This is a genomic window from Streptomyces sp. NPDC008238 (assembly GCF_042956445.1).
Taxonomy (GTDB): domain Bacteria; phylum Actinomycetota; class Actinomycetes; order Streptomycetales; family Streptomycetaceae; genus Actinacidiphila.
Genome location: NZ_JBIBGK010000020.1, coordinates 458 through 16,356, shown reverse-complemented (window position 1 = coordinate 16,356; position 15,899 = coordinate 458). Strand labels below are relative to the sequence as shown.

The 15,899-nt window shown below is 72.0% G+C and carries 18 protein-coding genes; 11 read left to right on the top strand and 7 right to left on the bottom strand.

Annotated elements, in window-relative coordinates; translation table 11 throughout:
* Positions 1-5: 5 nt before the first annotated feature.
* Positions 6-860 carry an MBL fold metallo-hydrolase gene (locus ACFZAU_RS30510; protein WP_499611522.1) on the bottom strand — a complete coding sequence of 285 codons (855 nt, stop codon included), beginning with the start codon at positions 858-860 and terminating at the stop codon, positions 6-8.
* Positions 861-935: 75 nt separating this feature from the next.
* On the opposite strand from ACFZAU_RS30510, the gene ACFZAU_RS30505 reads away from it, so the two are divergent.
* Both ACFZAU_RS30505 and ACFZAU_RS30500 read left to right on the top strand, forming a co-directional pair.
* Positions 936-1,181 (top strand): hypothetical protein, encoded by a 246-nt coding sequence (locus ACFZAU_RS30505; protein WP_500554808.1) that lies wholly within the window; start codon positions 936-938, stop codon positions 1,179-1,181.
* Positions 1,181-1,774, top strand: a complete 594-nt coding sequence (locus ACFZAU_RS30500; RefSeq protein WP_500465974.1) for a histidine phosphatase family protein — start codon at positions 1,181-1,183, stop codon at positions 1,772-1,774. The genes ACFZAU_RS30505 and ACFZAU_RS30500 overlap by 1 nt, the downstream gene beginning before the upstream one ends.
* 29 nt (positions 1,775-1,803) lie before the next feature.
* Here the strand turns inward: ACFZAU_RS30500 and ACFZAU_RS30495 are convergent, their stop codons facing one another.
* Entirely contained in the window at positions 1,804-2,178 is a 375-nt protein-coding gene (locus ACFZAU_RS30495) for a cupin domain-containing protein (protein WP_500554807.1), read from the bottom strand.
* 90 nt (positions 2,179-2,268) lie between these two features.
* Here ACFZAU_RS30495 and ACFZAU_RS30490 point away from each other — a divergent pair, with 90 nt between their 5' ends.
* The 5 genes from ACFZAU_RS30490 (at position 2,269) to ACFZAU_RS30470 (ending at position 7,535) form a co-directional block, all read left to right on the top strand.
* Positions 2,269-2,721, top strand: coding sequence for a MarR family winged helix-turn-helix transcriptional regulator (locus tag ACFZAU_RS30490; protein ID WP_500554806.1), 453 nt, complete (start codon positions 2,269-2,271; stop codon positions 2,719-2,721).
* 314 nt (positions 2,722-3,035) lie between these two features.
* Complete coding sequence (locus tag ACFZAU_RS30485) at positions 3,036-4,553, top strand: GMC family oxidoreductase (RefSeq protein ID WP_500554805.1); 1,518 nt, start codon at positions 3,036-3,038, stop codon at positions 4,551-4,553.
* 638 nt (positions 4,554-5,191) lie between these two features.
* Entirely contained in the window at positions 5,192-6,193 is a 1,002-nt protein-coding gene (locus tag ACFZAU_RS30480; RefSeq protein ID WP_500554804.1) for a GlxA family transcriptional regulator, read from the top strand.
* Between the two features lie 138 nt (positions 6,194-6,331).
* Entirely contained in the window at positions 6,332-7,084 is a 753-nt protein-coding gene (locus ACFZAU_RS30475; protein ID WP_500554803.1) for a hypothetical protein, read from the top strand.
* Positions 7,085-7,172: 88 nt separating this feature from the next.
* Positions 7,173-7,535: a UBP-type zinc finger domain-containing protein gene (locus ACFZAU_RS30470; RefSeq protein WP_499611502.1), complete on the top strand. Its 363-nt coding sequence runs from the start codon at positions 7,173-7,175 to the stop codon at positions 7,533-7,535.
* 30 nt (positions 7,536-7,565) lie between these two features.
* On the opposite strand, the gene ACFZAU_RS30465 is transcribed toward ACFZAU_RS30470, so the two are convergent.
* The 3 genes from ACFZAU_RS30465 to fdhD all read right to left on the bottom strand — a co-directional run bounded on the left by ACFZAU_RS30465 (position 7,566) and on the right by fdhD (position 9,985).
* Positions 7,566-8,414: a thioesterase family protein gene (locus ACFZAU_RS30465; protein WP_500554802.1), complete on the bottom strand. Its 849-nt coding sequence runs from the start codon at positions 8,412-8,414 to the stop codon at positions 7,566-7,568.
* Positions 8,415-8,416: 2 nt separating this feature from the next.
* Positions 8,417-9,007 carry a TetR/AcrR family transcriptional regulator gene (locus ACFZAU_RS30460; RefSeq protein WP_500554801.1) on the bottom strand — a complete coding sequence of 197 codons (591 nt, stop codon included), beginning with the start codon at positions 9,005-9,007 and terminating at the stop codon, positions 8,417-8,419.
* A gap of 126 nt (positions 9,008-9,133) precedes the next feature.
* Entirely contained in the window at positions 9,134-9,985 is an 852-nt protein-coding gene (gene fdhD, locus ACFZAU_RS30455) for a formate dehydrogenase accessory sulfurtransferase FdhD (protein ID WP_500554800.1), read from the bottom strand.
* A 761-nt stretch (positions 9,986-10,746) separates the two neighbouring features.
* Here fdhD and ACFZAU_RS30450 point away from each other — a divergent pair.
* Positions 10,747-11,706 carry a rhomboid family intramembrane serine protease gene (locus ACFZAU_RS30450; protein WP_500554799.1) on the top strand — a complete coding sequence of 320 codons (960 nt, stop codon included), beginning with the start codon at positions 10,747-10,749 and terminating at the stop codon, positions 11,704-11,706.
* A gap of 121 nt (positions 11,707-11,827) precedes the next feature.
* Entirely contained in the window at positions 11,828-12,508 is a 681-nt protein-coding gene (locus tag ACFZAU_RS30445; RefSeq protein WP_499611489.1) for a GntR family transcriptional regulator, read from the top strand.
* A 40-nt stretch (positions 12,509-12,548) separates the two neighbouring features.
* On the opposite strand, the gene ACFZAU_RS30440 is transcribed toward ACFZAU_RS30445, so the two are convergent.
* Entirely contained in the window at positions 12,549-13,064 is a 516-nt protein-coding gene (locus ACFZAU_RS30440; protein WP_499611487.1) for a VOC family protein, read from the bottom strand.
* Between the two features lie 71 nt (positions 13,065-13,135).
* Between ACFZAU_RS30440 and ACFZAU_RS30435 the strand changes: the two genes are divergently transcribed.
* Together ACFZAU_RS30435 and ACFZAU_RS30430 are read left to right on the top strand one after the other, a co-directional pair.
* The gene (locus tag ACFZAU_RS30435) at positions 13,136-13,774 is read left to right on the top strand and encodes a LysE family translocator (RefSeq protein WP_500554798.1); all 639 of its coding nucleotides are present in this window, start codon (positions 13,136-13,138) and stop codon (positions 13,772-13,774) included.
* 28 nt (positions 13,775-13,802) lie between these two features.
* On the top strand, positions 13,803-14,120 hold the full coding sequence (locus ACFZAU_RS30430) for a chorismate mutase (protein WP_500554797.1): 318 nt from the start codon (positions 13,803-13,805) through the stop codon (positions 14,118-14,120).
* A gap of 170 nt (positions 14,121-14,290) precedes the next feature.
* On the opposite strand, the gene ACFZAU_RS30425 is transcribed toward ACFZAU_RS30430, so the two are convergent.
* Positions 14,291-15,685 (bottom strand): OFA family MFS transporter, encoded by a 1,395-nt coding sequence (locus ACFZAU_RS30425; protein ID WP_499611478.1) that lies wholly within the window; start codon positions 15,683-15,685, stop codon positions 14,291-14,293.
* Between the last annotated feature and the right edge of the window lie 214 nt (positions 15,686-15,899).

Here is a 15,899-nt window from a genome sequence, read left to right as displayed (position 1 = left end):
GGCGCTCAGTCCGTGCGGCAGATGACGAACCCCGGGTAGGGGTGGCGGCCGGGCCGGTCGCCGATCTCCTCGACCGCCCGCCGGACCTCGCGGAGCTGGTCCACGCTCATCTCCAGCGGCGGCTCGTCGGGCTGGTGGGTGGTGCGGACGGGGTAGTCCACGCCCGGCTCGCGGGTCATCTCGATGTGGCAGCCCAGCACATGGGTGACCGGGCGTTCCGCGGCGAAGGCGACCAGCCGGTCGAGGGTGCGGCGGAAGGCGGGCCAGTCCTCGACGTACAGCCGGCCCGGGTAGACGGTGTCGCCGGTGAACAGGAAGCCCGTCGCCGGGTCGTAGTAGGTGACGGCGGAGGCGTGGTGGCCGGGGGTGGCCAGGCACTCCAGGACCCGTCCCCCGAGGTCCAGGCGTGCCACGCGGTCGGGGTCCTGGGTGAGGCCGAGGAAGTCCCAGGCGTCCTCGCGGTCGGCCGGCACCACGACGGTGTCCGGGCGACCGGCGAACTGCGCGTCCCCCGCGACGTGGTCGCCGTGGGCGTGGGTGTGCAGGACCAGCAGTTCGTAGCCCGGCCGCTGCAGGGCGGGCGGGCGCAGTTCGAACAGCTCGTCCACGACCTCCCGCAACGGGAAGAACTCCTCCTCCGCGGTGGCCCCGGTGTCCAGGAGCACCGCGCGGTCGTCCCCGAAGAGCAGGAAGAGGAACGGCGCCTCGTAGTGGACCGCCTTGTTCTGCCGCAGGACGAAGGTGCGTTCGTCGTACTCGAACACCTGGATGTCCGGGTCGGTGTTGTGCTTCGCCGACGGCGACCCGTGGATCCAGCGCACGTCGAGCGGCTCCGGTGCCGAAGGGGCGGACGCGTTCATCGGATCTCCTTCGGGCGGTCGTGCCGCGGGGGCAGCGTTTTGTGCGCCCCGCGGGTAGGGAGGGACACTGTCCACGTGACCTCGGAGGCAGCGGTGGCGACGCACGTCCACCCTAGCGGCGACCCCGCCCCGGACCGCGACGCCGGCCGGGCGTCCGGTACGGCGGCGCCGGAGCCGCCGGGCACCGGCCACGAGGGCCACAGCGCCGCCGCGCACCGGCCCGCGCACCGCCGCGGGCCGGGACACCGCGCGTCCCGCGCATTCCTCAGCGAACCCGACGGCAACGACACCGGGGCCGTCCCCACGGAGGTGGCTCCCTGATGGCTCCGCGCCTCGTGCTCGTCCGGCACGGCCAGACCGAGTGGTCCCAGACCGGCCAGCACACCGGCAGGACCGACATCCCGCTCACCGAGGAGGGCCGGGAGGCCGCCCGCCTGCTGGGCAAGCGGCTGGCCCGCGCCCCCTGGCACGACTTCCCGGGCGCCCGGGTCCGCACCAGCCCCCTCCAGCGCGCCCGCGACACCTGCGAACTCGCCGGTTTCGGCGACCGGGCGCAGACCTGGGACGCGCTGCGCGAGTGGGACTACGGCGAGTACGAGGGCCGTACGTCCCCGGAGATCCGGGAGGAACGCCCCGGCTGGGTGATCTGGCGCGACGGGGTCGTCGGCGGCGAGACCTCGTGGCAGGTCGCCAACCGCGCGGACGAGGTGGTGGCCTGGGTCAAGGAGGAGGACAGCGACGCGGTCGTCTTCGCCCACGGGCACTTCCTGCGCACCCTGGCCGCCCGCTGGCTGCGGCTGGACCCGATGCGCGGCATGGTGCTGAGCCTGGCCCCGGCGTCGTTGTCGGTCCTCGGCTGGGAGTACGGCGACCCCGCGATCACCCTCTGGAACGACACCGCCCACCTGCAGTGACGCGCTGACCGGCGGGGTGCCCGCCGGCGTCAGCGGGCCCAGGGCGGGCTGATCCGCGACCCGTCGGCGAGCACCGCCTCCAGACCCACCCCGGTGGTCACCCACACGGTGGCTGGGCCGTCGCCCGGGTTCTCCAGGGCCAGGCGGGCCCCGGCGGGCGCCGTGGCGACGTCACCGGGGGACAGGTCGTACGCCTCCCCGTCGATGGTCAGGCGCGGACCGCCGGACAGGACGAGGAAGACCTCCTCGCGGCTGATGGTGTGCGCGGGACCGGCGGTCCCGGCAGGCACCTCGCCGCGCCACGCGCACAGTTCGGTGCTGCCGGTGGCGGTGCGGGCGTACGACACGAAGCGGACACCGTGCAGGTCGTGGACGACGGCGTCGGCGGAACGGACGACGGGCATACGGACTCCTGTTCCCGGATAGGCAAGCAACTTGAGCAAGTCGCTTGCCTATATGCTCAAGCTGCTTGCGCACTGTGTCAAGGTGGCCGCATGAAGGACGAAGAGGCCCTGGCGATGGCCCTGGGCGTGAACCTGCTCGCCGCCGCCGGAGCCCTCACCGCCGCGATCCATGACGGCGTCGTCGCCCGCGGCTTCCACGACCTGCGGCCCGCCCACGGCTTCGCCTTCGCCCGGATGGCCGCGGGCGGCGCGACCGTCACCGAACTCGCCGCGCACCTCGGGGTGACCCGCCAGGCGGCCGGGCAGCTCGTCGACGAACTCGAGGCCAAGGGCTACGCCGAACGCCGCCCCCATCCGGACGACGCCCGGGCCCGGCTGGTCGTCCTCACCGACCGCGGCCGTGCCTGCACCCGCGCCGCCGACCAGGCCGCCGCCGACGCGGTACGCCCCTGGGTCGGCGTGCTCGGCGAGGACCGCCTGCGCGCCCTCGTCGCGGACCTCGGCCGCCTCGCCCCGGGCGGCCCGGTCCGTCCGACGTGGTAGGCGGTTTCGCTGTGGCCTCACCGCTTCCGAGCGCCAAGCGCGCGAGTGGCGGGATGTGGGGGTGGTGCTGGCGACAACCGTGGACGGTTCGCGAATTTACGTACGTAGTATCAACGAGTGTCCGAAATGAAGGCGATGTCACTCACGCACGCGGGATAGTGCTCGAACACTGCCGGCTTCCGCTGGGGCAGTGCCCGATGTGACGGCGTTGCGCCCGGCCGAAGGCGCCGCCGAGTGACAGGCCGGGAGCGCTGCCGGCGCGCTGCGATGGTGCGCCGATCGCTTCACCATTGCTCGTTGGCGGGATGGCTGGCATGGAAACCACGGAGAGTTTCGACTACATCGTTGTCGGTGGTGGCACGGCGGGATGCGTGCTGGCGGCGCGCCTGTCGGAGGACCCGGGCCTGAGCGTGCTGCTGTTGGAGGCCGGTCCGCTCGACCCGGTGCCCGACATGGCGGACCCCAGGCGGTGGTGGCAACTCGTGGGGTCGGCGGTGGACTGGGATTACGAGACGGTGCCGCAGCCGGGGCTCGGGGACGGGGTGCTCAGGGTGCCGCAGGGCAAGGTGCTCGGCGGGTCGAGCGGTATCAACGGGGTGATGTTCATCCGTGGTGACCGGTTCGGCTTCGACGCGTGGGATGCCGCCGGTGCCGCCGGCTGGACGTACGACTCCCTGCTGCCGTACTTCAAGCGCAGCGAGCGAGCCCCAGGGCGCGACCCGGCTCAACGGGGCATGAACGGGCCTGTTTTCGTCGAACAGCCGGGAGCCACCGCCCGGCTCTGGGAAGCGTGCTTCGAGGCGGCTGTCGAGGTCGGACATCGATTCAACGAGGACTGCAACTCGGGGTCGGGGGAGGGGGTGTCGTTTCACGACAACAACATCCGTGACGGGCGGAGAGTGAGTGCGGCGGACGCGTACCTGACCGCTGCGACCGGCCGCCCCAACCTGACCGTGCGCGGGGACGCCCACGTTCAGCGACTGCTCCTCGAGGGCACTGTGTGCCGGGGTGTCATTTATCGTGTGGGCCACCGGACGACGCAAACCGTTGCAGACCGGGAAGTGATCGTGACGGCCGGGGCGATCCCGTCCCCCGCGCTGCTGCTGCGATCCGGCATCGGGCCCGCCGATCATCTGCGGTCAGTGGGTGTGGACGTGGTGGTGGACCTGCCCGGCGTCGGTGAGAACTTCCATGACCATGTGAAATCGCAGGTGACGTACACCGCGCGAACTCCGGTGTCCGTGAGCGACTGGGCGCGCAAACCGCATGTGCTGCTGCGCAGCGCGCCGACAGCCCGCCCTGACCTGCATCTGCTGTTCACGGACTTCCCGGTGCGGCCTCGCTGGCAGCCCCAGGTCTGCAGCGGGTACTCCGTGGTCTTCGGACTGATGACGCCGGCCAGTCGCGGACACGTGCGACTGGCCAGTGCGGACCCGGACCGGCAGCCACTCGTCCATCCGAACCTCCTGGGCGATCCCGGGGACCTTGACCAGATGCTCCGAGGGCTTGACGCCGCGCGGGAAGTCGGGTCCGCTTCGGCCCTGGCCGGACTGCGTGACCGAGAGGTGTACCCCGGTCCTGACGTGGTGACCGATGCGGAGCGTCGGCACTACATCAGAAGCACGGCAACGAGTTACACGCACTTGGTCGGCACGTGCCGGATCGGTACGGGTGCCCTGGCTGTTGTCGACCCGGAGCTTCGGGTGCGCGGCGTCGACAACCTGCGCATCGCCGACGCCTCGGTGATGCCGTCGGTGCCCTCGGCGAATACGAACCCGGCGGTCTTCGCCATCGCCGAGCGCGCGGTCGACCTCGTGAGAGACGGGCAATGACACGGCGGTACGTGCCAGGTCGAAACCACTGAGACCCACCGGAGTCGGGTCGCGGGCAGAGGCATCGGCTGGTCGATGTCGGCCGTTCGTCGGTACGCCGTGCCCGATTCCGCCACCAGATTCCTGTAGGGCCACATGAGAGACGCATCGGAGGAAGATCCCATGACCGACGGGGCCAATCCCGCTGTCCGTGCCAACGCCGGCTCGGCCCGTGACTGTGAACACTGCCGCGGATGGGGAACCATCGTCAGCGACCTCGGACACCATGGACTGTGCCCGGAGTGTCAATTCACGGGCGAGGAGCCCACCCGCACGTCGCGGAGCTGGAGGGTTCGCTGCCGGCGGCTGTGGTGCCGGGCCGTGCTGACCCGTCTTTCACGCTGGACCCGCTGCGACGCGCCAATATGCCAATGAGTTTCGGGTCGGTCCGCTATCGCCTTGGGTATCAGCGAGCTTTTTCCTCACGGCCGCCGTGTGTCGAAGTCGATGTTCGGGTTCGCGGTATAATCGAGAATCGCGTCGAGGAAATTCTCAGCAAGCCGCCTGCTGTCACGCCCGTGGACGTACCGGGATGCCCCCGATGCGCGCCCCCACGGGAGGCGTGGTGGGAACGACCTCACCCTCGATGAGGGGTGACCATGGACCTGCCGAAGCATCCCTCCACCTCGCGCGGCCGTGATCACCATGTCGTCGCTGTGGTGGTCGTTCCCGACGCCGTCACGCTCGAGGTGCTGATCGCGCAGCAGGTGTTCGGACCTGCTGCATGGTCCGACACCCCCAAGCATCGTGATCCTCCCTACGAGGTCGTGCTGTGTGGTGAAGATCCTCGTGTCACGCTGCCCTCGGGGGCCGACCTCGGCGAACTCGCTCCCCTGGACGTCGTCGAGGACGCCGACACTGTCATCGTCCCGGGCATCGAGAACCCGCTCGCCCTCAGGAGCGATGCCCTGTTGTCGGCCATCCACGGCGCTCTGACGGCAGGTGCACGCACGGTGTCGTTCTGCGGTGGTGCCTTCGTCCTGGCGTACGCCGGAGTCCTCGACGGGCGGCGCGCCACCACGCACTGGCTGTACGCCGAAGAGTTCCGGGAGATGTTCCCGGACGTGAGACTGGAACCCGAGCACCTATTCGTGGACGACGGGCCGGTCCACACATCCGGAGGTGTGTTCTCCGCCCTGGACCTCGCCCTGCACCTTGTGGCCGAGGATGTCGGGCAGGCCTACGCGAACGACCTCGGACGACTCCTGGTCACCATGCCTCACCGTCCGGGGGGTCAGTCTCAGTTCGTCAAGAGTTCCCTGCGTGCCGACGACGCCACCGCTGCGTGGTCACTGATGCCCTGGATCCAGGAGCACCTCCATGAACCCCTGACCCTCGCCCGGCTGGCCGCACAGGAACACGTGAGCGAGCGGAGTCTGCTGCGGAAATTCCGCCGTGATGTGGGAATGAGCGTCTTCGACTGGATCAGTCAGGAGCGCGTGAACCGCGCGAAACAATTGCTGGAGACGACCACATTTCCCATCGCGGACATTGCGGCAATGGCCGGTTTCGGATCTGCCGAAAGCCTCCGGCGGAACTTCCGGAAGCATGTAGGCATCACCGCCGGAAGCTACCGTGCGACCTTTCACAGCGTGGCATAGCACGCGATGCACGTTCGACGGCACCAGGCGCAGCACCACCTGACCGCCAGGGGAGTACCGGCCGGCCACCCCAAAGTGCGACGCCGCGACTCCCCTGCCCCGTAGGCCCGTTGACGCCCCCACGTAGCATCGGCGCTCGTGACCGCGCACCCCGCTCCCGTACCCGCCGAGTTCGTCCGCTTCGCGGTCGCGCTGGAACCCGACGAGCTCGCCTTCGGCCACGCCACCGGCCGTGTCACGGACGAGGACGCACGATGGCTGGCCTTCCTGCGCCGGTGCGACCTGGGGGAGCGCGGGGGGAGGTTCGCCGCGCTGGCGGAGGCGGAGCCGGAGGTGTGGCGGCAGGCCGCCGCCGAGGCGGGACCGGATGCCGGGCGGGTCTGGGCGTACCTGGAAGGGCTGCGGCTCGGCGAGCACGACCCCGCCGGGCGGCGGGAGTTCCTGGTCGGGCGGGCGGCGGCCGGGCGGGGCATGAACTGGGCCGACTCCTCGGCGCTGCTCGGCACCGACCGGCCCGAGGAGGTCGACGCCGCCTTCGAGCGCGGGGAACCGCTGGTGGGCGTCGCGGTCATCGGGCTGGCGCTCACCCACCCGGACGCCGCCGCGATCCTGCCCCGCGTCGCCCGCGCGCTGGAGGCGCCGCACGAGGAACTGCGCCGCCAGGGGGTCGTGGCCCTGGCCCACGTCGCCCGCCTGCACGCCACGGTCGACGCCCGCTGCCTGGAACTGCTGCGCGGCCTGCCGCCCGGGACCGAGGCCCACGACGACATCCTGGCGTTCGTGCCCCTGCGCAGGCTGCCGTGGTGGCTGCGCGCCCCCGGGTGCACCCGCCGCCTGCGTTTCCTCGTCCGGCATCCCGGCAGCCTGCTGCGCCGTCGCCGGGGGCGGTGAGGGCCCGTTCCGGTTCGCCCGGTGGCGGCAGGTGAGGGCGGTTAGCATGCCAGGAGGACGTGATCGCGGTTAAGGAGGCGGGTCCACCATGGCGGACGACGTCACGATCCCCGGCATCGACCCCACGGCCAGGCCGAGCGGCGCGGGCTGCGCCGACTGCGGCGCCGGCCAGGGGCCGGGCTGGTGGCTCCACCTGCGCCGCTGCGCGCAGTGCGGGCACATCGGCTGCTGCGACTCCTCGCCCTCCCAGCACGCCACGCGGCACGCGAAGGAGGAGGGCCACCCGTTCATCACCAGCTACGAGCCCGGTGAGGAGTGGTACTGGAACGTCGAGACCGAGGAGTACTACGACGGTCCCGTCCTGCCCCCGCCGAACTCCCACCCGGAGGCCCAGCCCGCGCCGGGCCCCGCGGGCAAGGTCCCCGAGGACTGGCAGGCCCTGCTGCACTGAGGACGGACCGCGCCCCCGCGGGCGTCGCGGCTACGCGGCGCCCTGCGGCAGCCGTACCCGGGCCAGCTGCCGGGACTGCGCGACGAGGCGGCCCGCGGAGTCCCACACCTCGGCGTCCTCCTCCATGTAGCCGTCCGCGAAGTTGCGCGTGGAGTGCTTGAGCCGCAGCCACCCGGGCTCCGGCCTGGCCCGGACGTGGGCGGTCAGCTCCAGCGTCGGCGCCCACCCGGGTATCCCCAGGTCGAAGCTGGCCGGCGGCAGGGTGTCCACGGCGAGCAGCAGCATCAGCGGGTCCGGCTCGCGGCCGTCGGGCATGCGCAGCCAGCCCTGGACCAGTCCGCGGCCCGAGGGGGCGCCGACCGCCCAGCCGACGGTGTCCGGGTCCAGGCGCAGTTCGATGCGCTCCAGCATCGGGGACGTCTTCAGGAACTCCGGCGGCGCCGCGTCGGTGCCGACGCAGTCCTGCGGCGGCGGCATCTGCGGGGGAGTGGCGGAGGTGCGTACGTCGCCCGCGTGGTCGTGGCCGTCGAGGTCGCCGTAGGTCGCGAGCGCCCGCAGCCGCTCCTCGCCGTCCTGCACGAGGGAGACCACGCCGGTGGAGACCGTACGGCCGCGGCGCAGCGTCTCCGTGCGGGCGGTCACCGGGCCCGGCAGCGAGGTCGACAGGTAGTAGGCGCTGATCGAGAACGGATCCCGGTGCCCCTGCCCGTCGCCGCCCAGTTCCTCGGCGAGCGCCCGGCCGGCGAGGGCGAGCAGCAGCCCGCCGTTGACGCCCATGCCGATCCGCCAGCCCTCGTGGAGCTCGGCGTCGTAGACCGAGGGCTCGCCCGGACGTGCCGTGACGGCCGTCTCGCGGTCGAATCCGTACTTCTCATGCATCGTCAGTGTTCCTTGAGGTCGAACGAGGTGAAGAGCGCGTCGAGCGCTTCGTCGATGGACGTGGCGCCGGTGCCCAGGGCCAGCGAGCCCCACAGCCACAGCTGCGCCACGCCGTGCAGGCCGGACCACACGGCGCCGGTCAGCGCCCGGGTGTCCGCACCGGGCCGCCAGCCCTCCGCCTGCGCGGCGCGCACGAGCACGAGGAGGTGGTCGTCGAAGGCCGACAACCCGGCCCGGCCGAGTTCCTTGTCCCGGGGGTCCAGCAGGTCGTGCCGGAACATCAGGGTGAACATCGCCGGCCGTCCCAGGGCGTACGCCACGTAGCCGCCGGACCCGGCCCGCAGCCGCGCGGCCGCCGAGGCGCCCTCGGGGCACGCGCGCACGGCCGCGCCGGCGCGGGCGTTGAGTTCCCGGAAGCCCACGGTGGCCACGGCGGACAGCAGCGCCGCCCGGTGCGGGAAGTGCTTCAGCGGCGCCCCGTGCGAGACGTCGGCGCGCCGTGCGATGGCCCGCAGGGTCAGCCCTTCGACGCCCTCGTCGTCCAGGACGGCGAGGGCGGCGTCGAGCAGGCGCGCGCGGGGGGCGGTGGTCATGGTGGACAGTGTCCACCCCGAGGTGGACAGTGTCTACCTCGGGTTCACGGCTACGGCGGGACCGGCCGGCGCAGGGGGCGCACCTCGCCGGCCGGTCCTGCACGCGTGTACGCGGGCCGGGACGGGTCAGACCCGCCCGGCCGCAGGCGCGGGCAGGGCGATCCGTTCTTCGCCCGCGTACACGTTCATGGAGGTGCCTCGCAGGAAGCCGACGAGGGTGAGTCCCGACTCGGCGGCGAGGTCGACCGCGAGCGAGGACGGAGCCGAGACGGCGGCGAGCACCGGGATGCCGGCCATCACGGCCTTCTGGGCGAGTTCGAAGGAGGCCCGCCCGGAGACCATCAGGATCTTCCCGGCGAGCGGCAGCAGGTCCTGCTGAAGGGCGCGGCCCACGATCTTGTCCACGGCGTTGTGTCGGCCGACGTCCTCGCGGAGGTCGAGCAGTTCGCCCTCGTCCGTGAAGAGCGCGGCCGCGTGCAGGCCGCCGGTCCGGTCGAAGACCCGCTGCGCCGCGCGCAGCCGGTCGGGCAGCGCGGACAGCAGCGCGGGCTCGAGCCGCAGCGGCGCGGGGTCGGCGATGGGCCAACGGGCCGTGGTGCGCACGGCGTCGAGGCTGGCCTTGCCGCACAGGCCGCAGGAGGACGTCGTGTAGACGTTGCGCTCCAGCGTGATGTCGGGGACCGGGACCCCGGGGGCGAGGCGCACGTCGACGACGTTGTAGGTGTTGGACCCGTCGACGGTGGCGCCCGCGCAGTACACGATGTTCGCCAGCTCGTGCGCGCCGCCGAGCACGCCCTCGCTGACGAGGAAGCCCGCCGCGAGCGCGAAGTCGTCGCCGGGGGTGCGCATCGTGATCGCGAGCGGTTTGCCGTTGAGCCGGATCTCCAGCGGTTCCTCGGCGACGAGGGTGTCCGCCCGGTGGTCGACCGCCCCGTCCCTGATCCTCAGTACCCGACGTCGTTCGGTGACCCGTCCCATGTCGATCAGTCCCGGTTCTGTACGCGCTGGAAGCCGAATCGGCCCTTGTTACAGAGGTTGCCACGGGTGGCAGCGCCGTAGTCCGGCACGGTCACCTCGACGAATCCGTCGGCCCGGGGCTCTCCGTTTCCCGGACGAATACTGTGTACAGTATTCGTCTGCTAGGGGTCAAGGGGTCGTAAAAGCGGTCCCCGGCCGGCGTCCGGCCGAAGGGAGTTCGGCCGCAGTTCGCGGGGCGTGCCGAGGGCGTTCGGCGGGGACCTGAGCCGACGGGGCCGACCGCCCCGGCCGGGGGAAGTACGGCAAGGGCGCGGCGCGGCCATCGGCGCCTGCGGTGCGTCGCGGGACACGGCCGTCGGGAGCCACGGCGCGGACGACCTTCCGCGCGGGGAGGGGAAGGCGACCTTCAAGGTGCGCCTCACCCCCGGACCGGACCGGCGCCCGCGGCCGCACCGCCCCGACCGGCGAGGAGACGTACGACGAGGCCCGGGCGCCGTCCGCCACCCCCCCGGCACCGTGTGACGGAGGAAGACGTCATCCGCCGCCGCCGGACTCCCGGACGCCGCCGTCTGCCCGGGGCCGAGCGCGCGCGACCCCGTCTCCGCGGACCCGGGCGCAACGACGCCGCCGACCTGACCGCGGTCACCGTCGTCCTCGTCGACCGGGCTTGCGGTCCGCGCAGGGAGGCGCAGGCCGGAGGGGTTTGACGCACTGCGCCCGGGCTGGGTACAAACGTGCGACTCCACCGTCCCGTACGCCACATGGGGGGCTTCGCGCTCGTGAGCACCACGGACACCGACCAGGGCACCGAGCCGCCGGTCACCACCTGCTACCGGCACCCCAAGCGTGAGACGTACGTCCGCTGCACCCGCTGCGACCGTTCCATATGCCCGGACTGCATGCGCGAGGCGGCGGTCGGCCACCACTGCCCGGAGTGCGTGAAGGAGGGCGGCCGGAGCGTCCGCCAGGCGCGCACGGTCTTCGGCGGCCGGGTGGCGGCCTCGGGTGTGCCCGTGGTGACGTACGTCCTGATCGCCCTCAACATCGCCGCCTACCTCGGCGAACTGGTCCGCTCCGACCTCGTCGTGCGCTTCGGCGGCCTGGGGCAGGGGCTGCTGGGCCCCGACGGCCTGGCCTACGTCTACGACGGCACGGTGTACCCCGGCTACGAGGCCATCGGCGTCGCCCACGGCGAGTGGTACCGCCTCATCACCTCGGCCTTCCTCCACCAGCCGCCGGATCAGGGCACCTTCGGGATCCTGCACATCCTGTTCAACATGTACTCGCTGTGGACCCTCGGCCCGGCCGTCGAGGCCCAGTTGGGGCGGATCCGCTTCGTCTCGCTCTACCTGCTCTCCGCCCTCGGCGGCTCCGTGCTGGCCTACCTGATCGCCCCGCAGGAAGGCGGTGTCGGCGCCTCCGGCGCGATCTTCGGCCTGGGCGCCGCCTACTTCGTCCTCAGCAAGCGCCTGCGCAACGACCCGATCGGCGGGCGGCAGCTCCTGATCGGCCTGCTGGTGTGGATGGCCGTCTCCGCGGCCGTCACCTCCTGGCAGGCCCACCTCGGCGGCCTGCTCGCCGGTGGCGCCGTCGGGCTCGTCCTGGCCCACGCGCCGCGGAAGCACCGCGCCCTCTGGCAGGCGGCCGGGATGACGGCGATGCTGTTGTTGCTGGTGACCCTGACCGTCCTGAAGACCTCCCAGCTCACCGGGGCCGCATAGCCGGGCCCCGCGCCCCGGGAGTGTGAAGAGCGTCACCCTTGGGCGTGGTGTCCGCGCTGGGCGGCTGCGCGCGTAGACTGTAGACGAAAGCCAATCATCCCCGGGAAAGGTTGGGGCGTCGATGCTGTCCAGCGGGCTGTCGCAGGGATCCGTGCCCAAGCTCCAGCGTCCGGGCCCCCTGCGCGAGCAGGTGTACGAAGCGCTGCTCGAGCTGATCATCACCCGCTCGCTCACCCCGGGCCAGCACCTGGTGGAGACCGAACTCGCCGGCCACCTCGGGGTCTCCCGCCAGCCGGTGCGCGAGGCCCTGCAGCGCCTCAACACCGAGGGATGGGTCGACCTGCGCCCGGCCCAGGGGGCCTTCGTCCACGAGCCCACCGACGAGGAGGCCGACCAACTCCTGGTCGTCCGCGCCCTGCTGGAGACGGAGGCGGCCCGCCTCGCCGCGGCCAACGCCACCTCCAAGGGCCTGGAACGGCTGGAGGAGCTGTGCGAGGCGGGCGAGGCGGCCGTCGCCGCCGACGACGTCGACGCGGTCGTCGCGGCCAACGCCGCCCTCCACGCCTGCGTCATGGAACTGGCCGGGAACACGGTGCTCGCCGAACTCGCCCGGCAGGTCGAGCGGCGCGTGCGCTGGTACTACACCCCGGTCGCCCGGCAGCGCGGCATGCAGTCCTGGGTCGAGCACCGCGAGCTGATCGCGGCCATCGCCGGACGCGACGGCGAGCGGGCCCAGCAGGTCATGCGCGCGCACACCGAGCACACCAGGACCTCGTACCACCAGCGGTCGCACGAGGACTGAGCGCGCCGCCGGTCGCCCGCCCCGCCGGGCTCCCGTCGCCTCAGAACAGCGGTTTGCCGTCGAAGCGGCCGAGGTCCTCCCGGTACAGCTCCACGTTGACCCCGTTGGGATCGCGGATGTAGAGGCTGTCCTCCACGCCCCGGTCCGGCCCGAGGTACTCCGTGCCGGTCTCGTCCAGCCGGCGCTTGGCCTCGGTGAACTGCTCCGCGGTCACCGACAGCGCCAGGTGCTGCAGCCCGCCGATCGTCTCGTGCTGCTCGGGGTGCTCGTGGCCGGGGAAGTCGAAGAACCCCAGCAGGTTGCCGTGGCCGATGTCGAAGAAGAAGTGGCTGGAGCCCGCGTAGTCCCGGTTCTCCACCAGCTCCACCAGCGGGAACCCCAGGAACTCCTGGTAGAAGCGGATGGTCTCCTCGACGTCCCGGCAGATGAACGCGACGTGGTGCACCCCCGCCGCCCGCGTCGCCGGTCGCGCCGCCGGCTCGTGCAGGTACCTCCCGCGCAGTTCCTCCCGCCGGGCCCGTACGGCTTCCAGCTGCTCGCCCTGCGGCTCACCCATGATCGATCCCGCCTCCTCGTACCCGCTCTTAATGCGGTGCGCGGGAAGTTATACCCGATTAGCCTCCGGGCATGGTGTCCTTCGACCGACTCGTGGCCTTCGCCCTGGTATCGCTGGTGCTCGTGGTGATCCCCGGCCCCAGCGTCCTCTTCGTCATCGGCCGCGCGCTCGCCCACGGGCGCCGCGTCGCGCTGACCTCCGTCGCCGGCAACACGCTCGGCTCGTACGTCCTGGTGGTCGCCGTCGCCCTCGGCGTCGGCCCGGTCGTGGAGCGCTCGGCGCTGCTGTTCGCCGCCCTCAAGCTGGCCGGCGCCGCCTACCTGGTGTACCTGGGCGTCAAGGCGCTGCGGCACCGCAAGGACCTCACCATGGTGTCCGGGAACGCGGGAGCGGCGCGCGGCGCCCTGCGCACGCTCGGCGAGGGCTTCGTGGTCGGGGTCTCGAACCCCAAGACGATGGTGTTCTACGCGGCGGTGCTGCCGCAGTTCGTGGACCGCACGGCCGGCCATGTCACCGTGCAGATGCTGCTGCTCGGCCTGGTCTTCAACGTGATCGCCCTGGTCTCGGACAGCGCCATGGGCCTGGTGGCGGCGGGCGCCCGCTCGTGGTTCGCCCGGTCCCCGCGCCGTCTTTCGCTGGTCGGCGGCGCCGGCGGCCTCGCGATGATCGGCCTCGGCGTGACCGTCGCCGCGACGGGACGTGCCGACTGACCCCCTTCCCGCTGGTTAGGCTGGGCGGATGGACGACGGACACGTGGACGACACGGCCGCCCTGGAGCGGCTGCGCCACCTGCGCGGCAGCATCGACAACCTGGACGCGGCCCTGGTGCACCTCCTCGCGGAACGCTTCAAGGCCACCCAGCAGGTGGGCGAGCTGAAGGCGGCGCACAACATGCCCCCGGCCGACCCCGGGCGCGAGGCGGAACAGATCGAACGGCTGCGGCGGATGGCCGAGGACGCCCACCTCGACCCGTCCTTCGCGGAGAAGTTCCTGAAGTTCATTGTCGAAGAGGTCATCCGCCACCACAAGGCGATCGCCGCCGACCGCTCGGCCTGAACGCCGCGTGGGCCCCGGTCGTGGCGTTCCACGACCGGGGCCCACGTCATTCCGGCACGATCCCCTAGGACACGGGGGTGGTCCGGGGACGCCGCGGTGGACGGGAGGAACACCCGGTCGTCGGGCACGGCGTGCGGTGCCGGAGCCCCGGGTGCTCTCCGGTGGTCACGTCAGATCGCCTCCCTGCTGGTGGGCTGCGGGTTGGGCGTGATGTCCTTCTTCTTGGGGCGTCCCGGCGGGGTGAGGAAGAGGGCCACGAAGCCGGCGAACAGCGAGATCGAACCGGCGAGGGTGAACGCCCCGCTGTGGCCCCAGTGGCTGACCACGAAGGCGCCCATGCCGGAGCCGAGCAGACCCGAGACCAGCTTGGAGCTGTACACCAGGCCGTAGTTGGACGCGTTGTTGTTCTCACCGAAGTAGTCGGCCGTCATCGCCGCGAACATCGGGAAGATCGCGCCGCCGCCGAAGCCGGAGATGGACGAGAAGATCAGGAACAGCGGCAGGTTCTTGATGTCCGCCGACCACAGGATGCCGTACTGCGCGAGGCCGAGGACGAGGCAGACGAAGATCAGGCACTGCTTGCGCCCGTAGCGGTCGGACAGCCAGCCGATGACGCCGCGGCCCGTGCCGTTGACGATCGCCTTCAGGGACATGGCCGTGGCCACGATCCCGCCGGCGAAGCCCGCCTCCTCACCGATGTCGACCTGGAAGGCGATGCCGAAGATGTTCACGCCCGAGGTGCACAGCAGGCAGAACCACATCAGGGCCACCCGGCCGGTCCGCCACGCCTCGGCGGGGGTGTACTGCCGCACGGCGGGCGGGTTCTTCTCCATGGCGCGCCGGGCCCGCGGGTCGTCCGGCACCTTCAGCGGGTCGACGTCGGCCGGCCACCAGTTCTTCGGCGGGTCCTTGAAGAAGTAACCGGCCACCGCGACGGTCAGCGCGAGGAAGACACCGACCGAGACCAGCACCCAGCGGAAGTTGGTCAGGTTCATGTAGCCGGTGAAGAGGAAGACGAACGGCACCGAGCCGTAGGCGAAACCGCCGTTGACGAAGCCGGTCTTGCCTCCCTTCCGCTCCGGGTACCACTTGCCGACCATGTTCACGCAGGTCGCGTACACCATGCCGGCGCCCATGCCGCTGAACATGCCGAAGCCGATGTACGCCACGACGACGTGCGGTGCGTACGCCAGCGACAGGTAGCCCAGGAAGGTGCCCAGGGCGCCGCACATCATCGCGTAGCGCGCCGGCAGCTTCCCGGACTCGCGGAGCTTGCCCGCCGGGAAGGCCACCGCGGCCTGGAAGAACACCCAGACCCCGAGCATCCAGAAGATGTGCAGACTGCTCCACGAGTGCGCGGTGTGGAGCGTGTCCTCGGCGGACGCGAACGCGTACTCCGCCGAGCTGATGCCCATCATGCCTACCCACGGCAGGATGACCATCCACTTGCGCTTCCGGCCCATGATGTCCAGGTCGGTCTCGCCGACGCGGAACACCCGGCCGTTGTGGTCGGTCACCTCTCGGTAGGTGACGGGTGTTTGGGACGTCGATGTCGTTGACGCCATTGTCATGATTCCCCTGCCTCGAAAGAGTCTGGCCAGCGCCCCCTGGACCTGGGGCCGGGGGGGGGGGGGGGGGGGGGGGGGGGCCCCCCCCCCCCCCCCCCCCCCCGGGGGCCGGGCGCCCCCCCCCCCCCCCCCCCCCCCCCCCCCCCCCGCCCCCCCCCCCCCCCCCCCCCCCCCCCCCCCCCCCCCCCCCCCCCCCCCCCCCCCCCCCCCC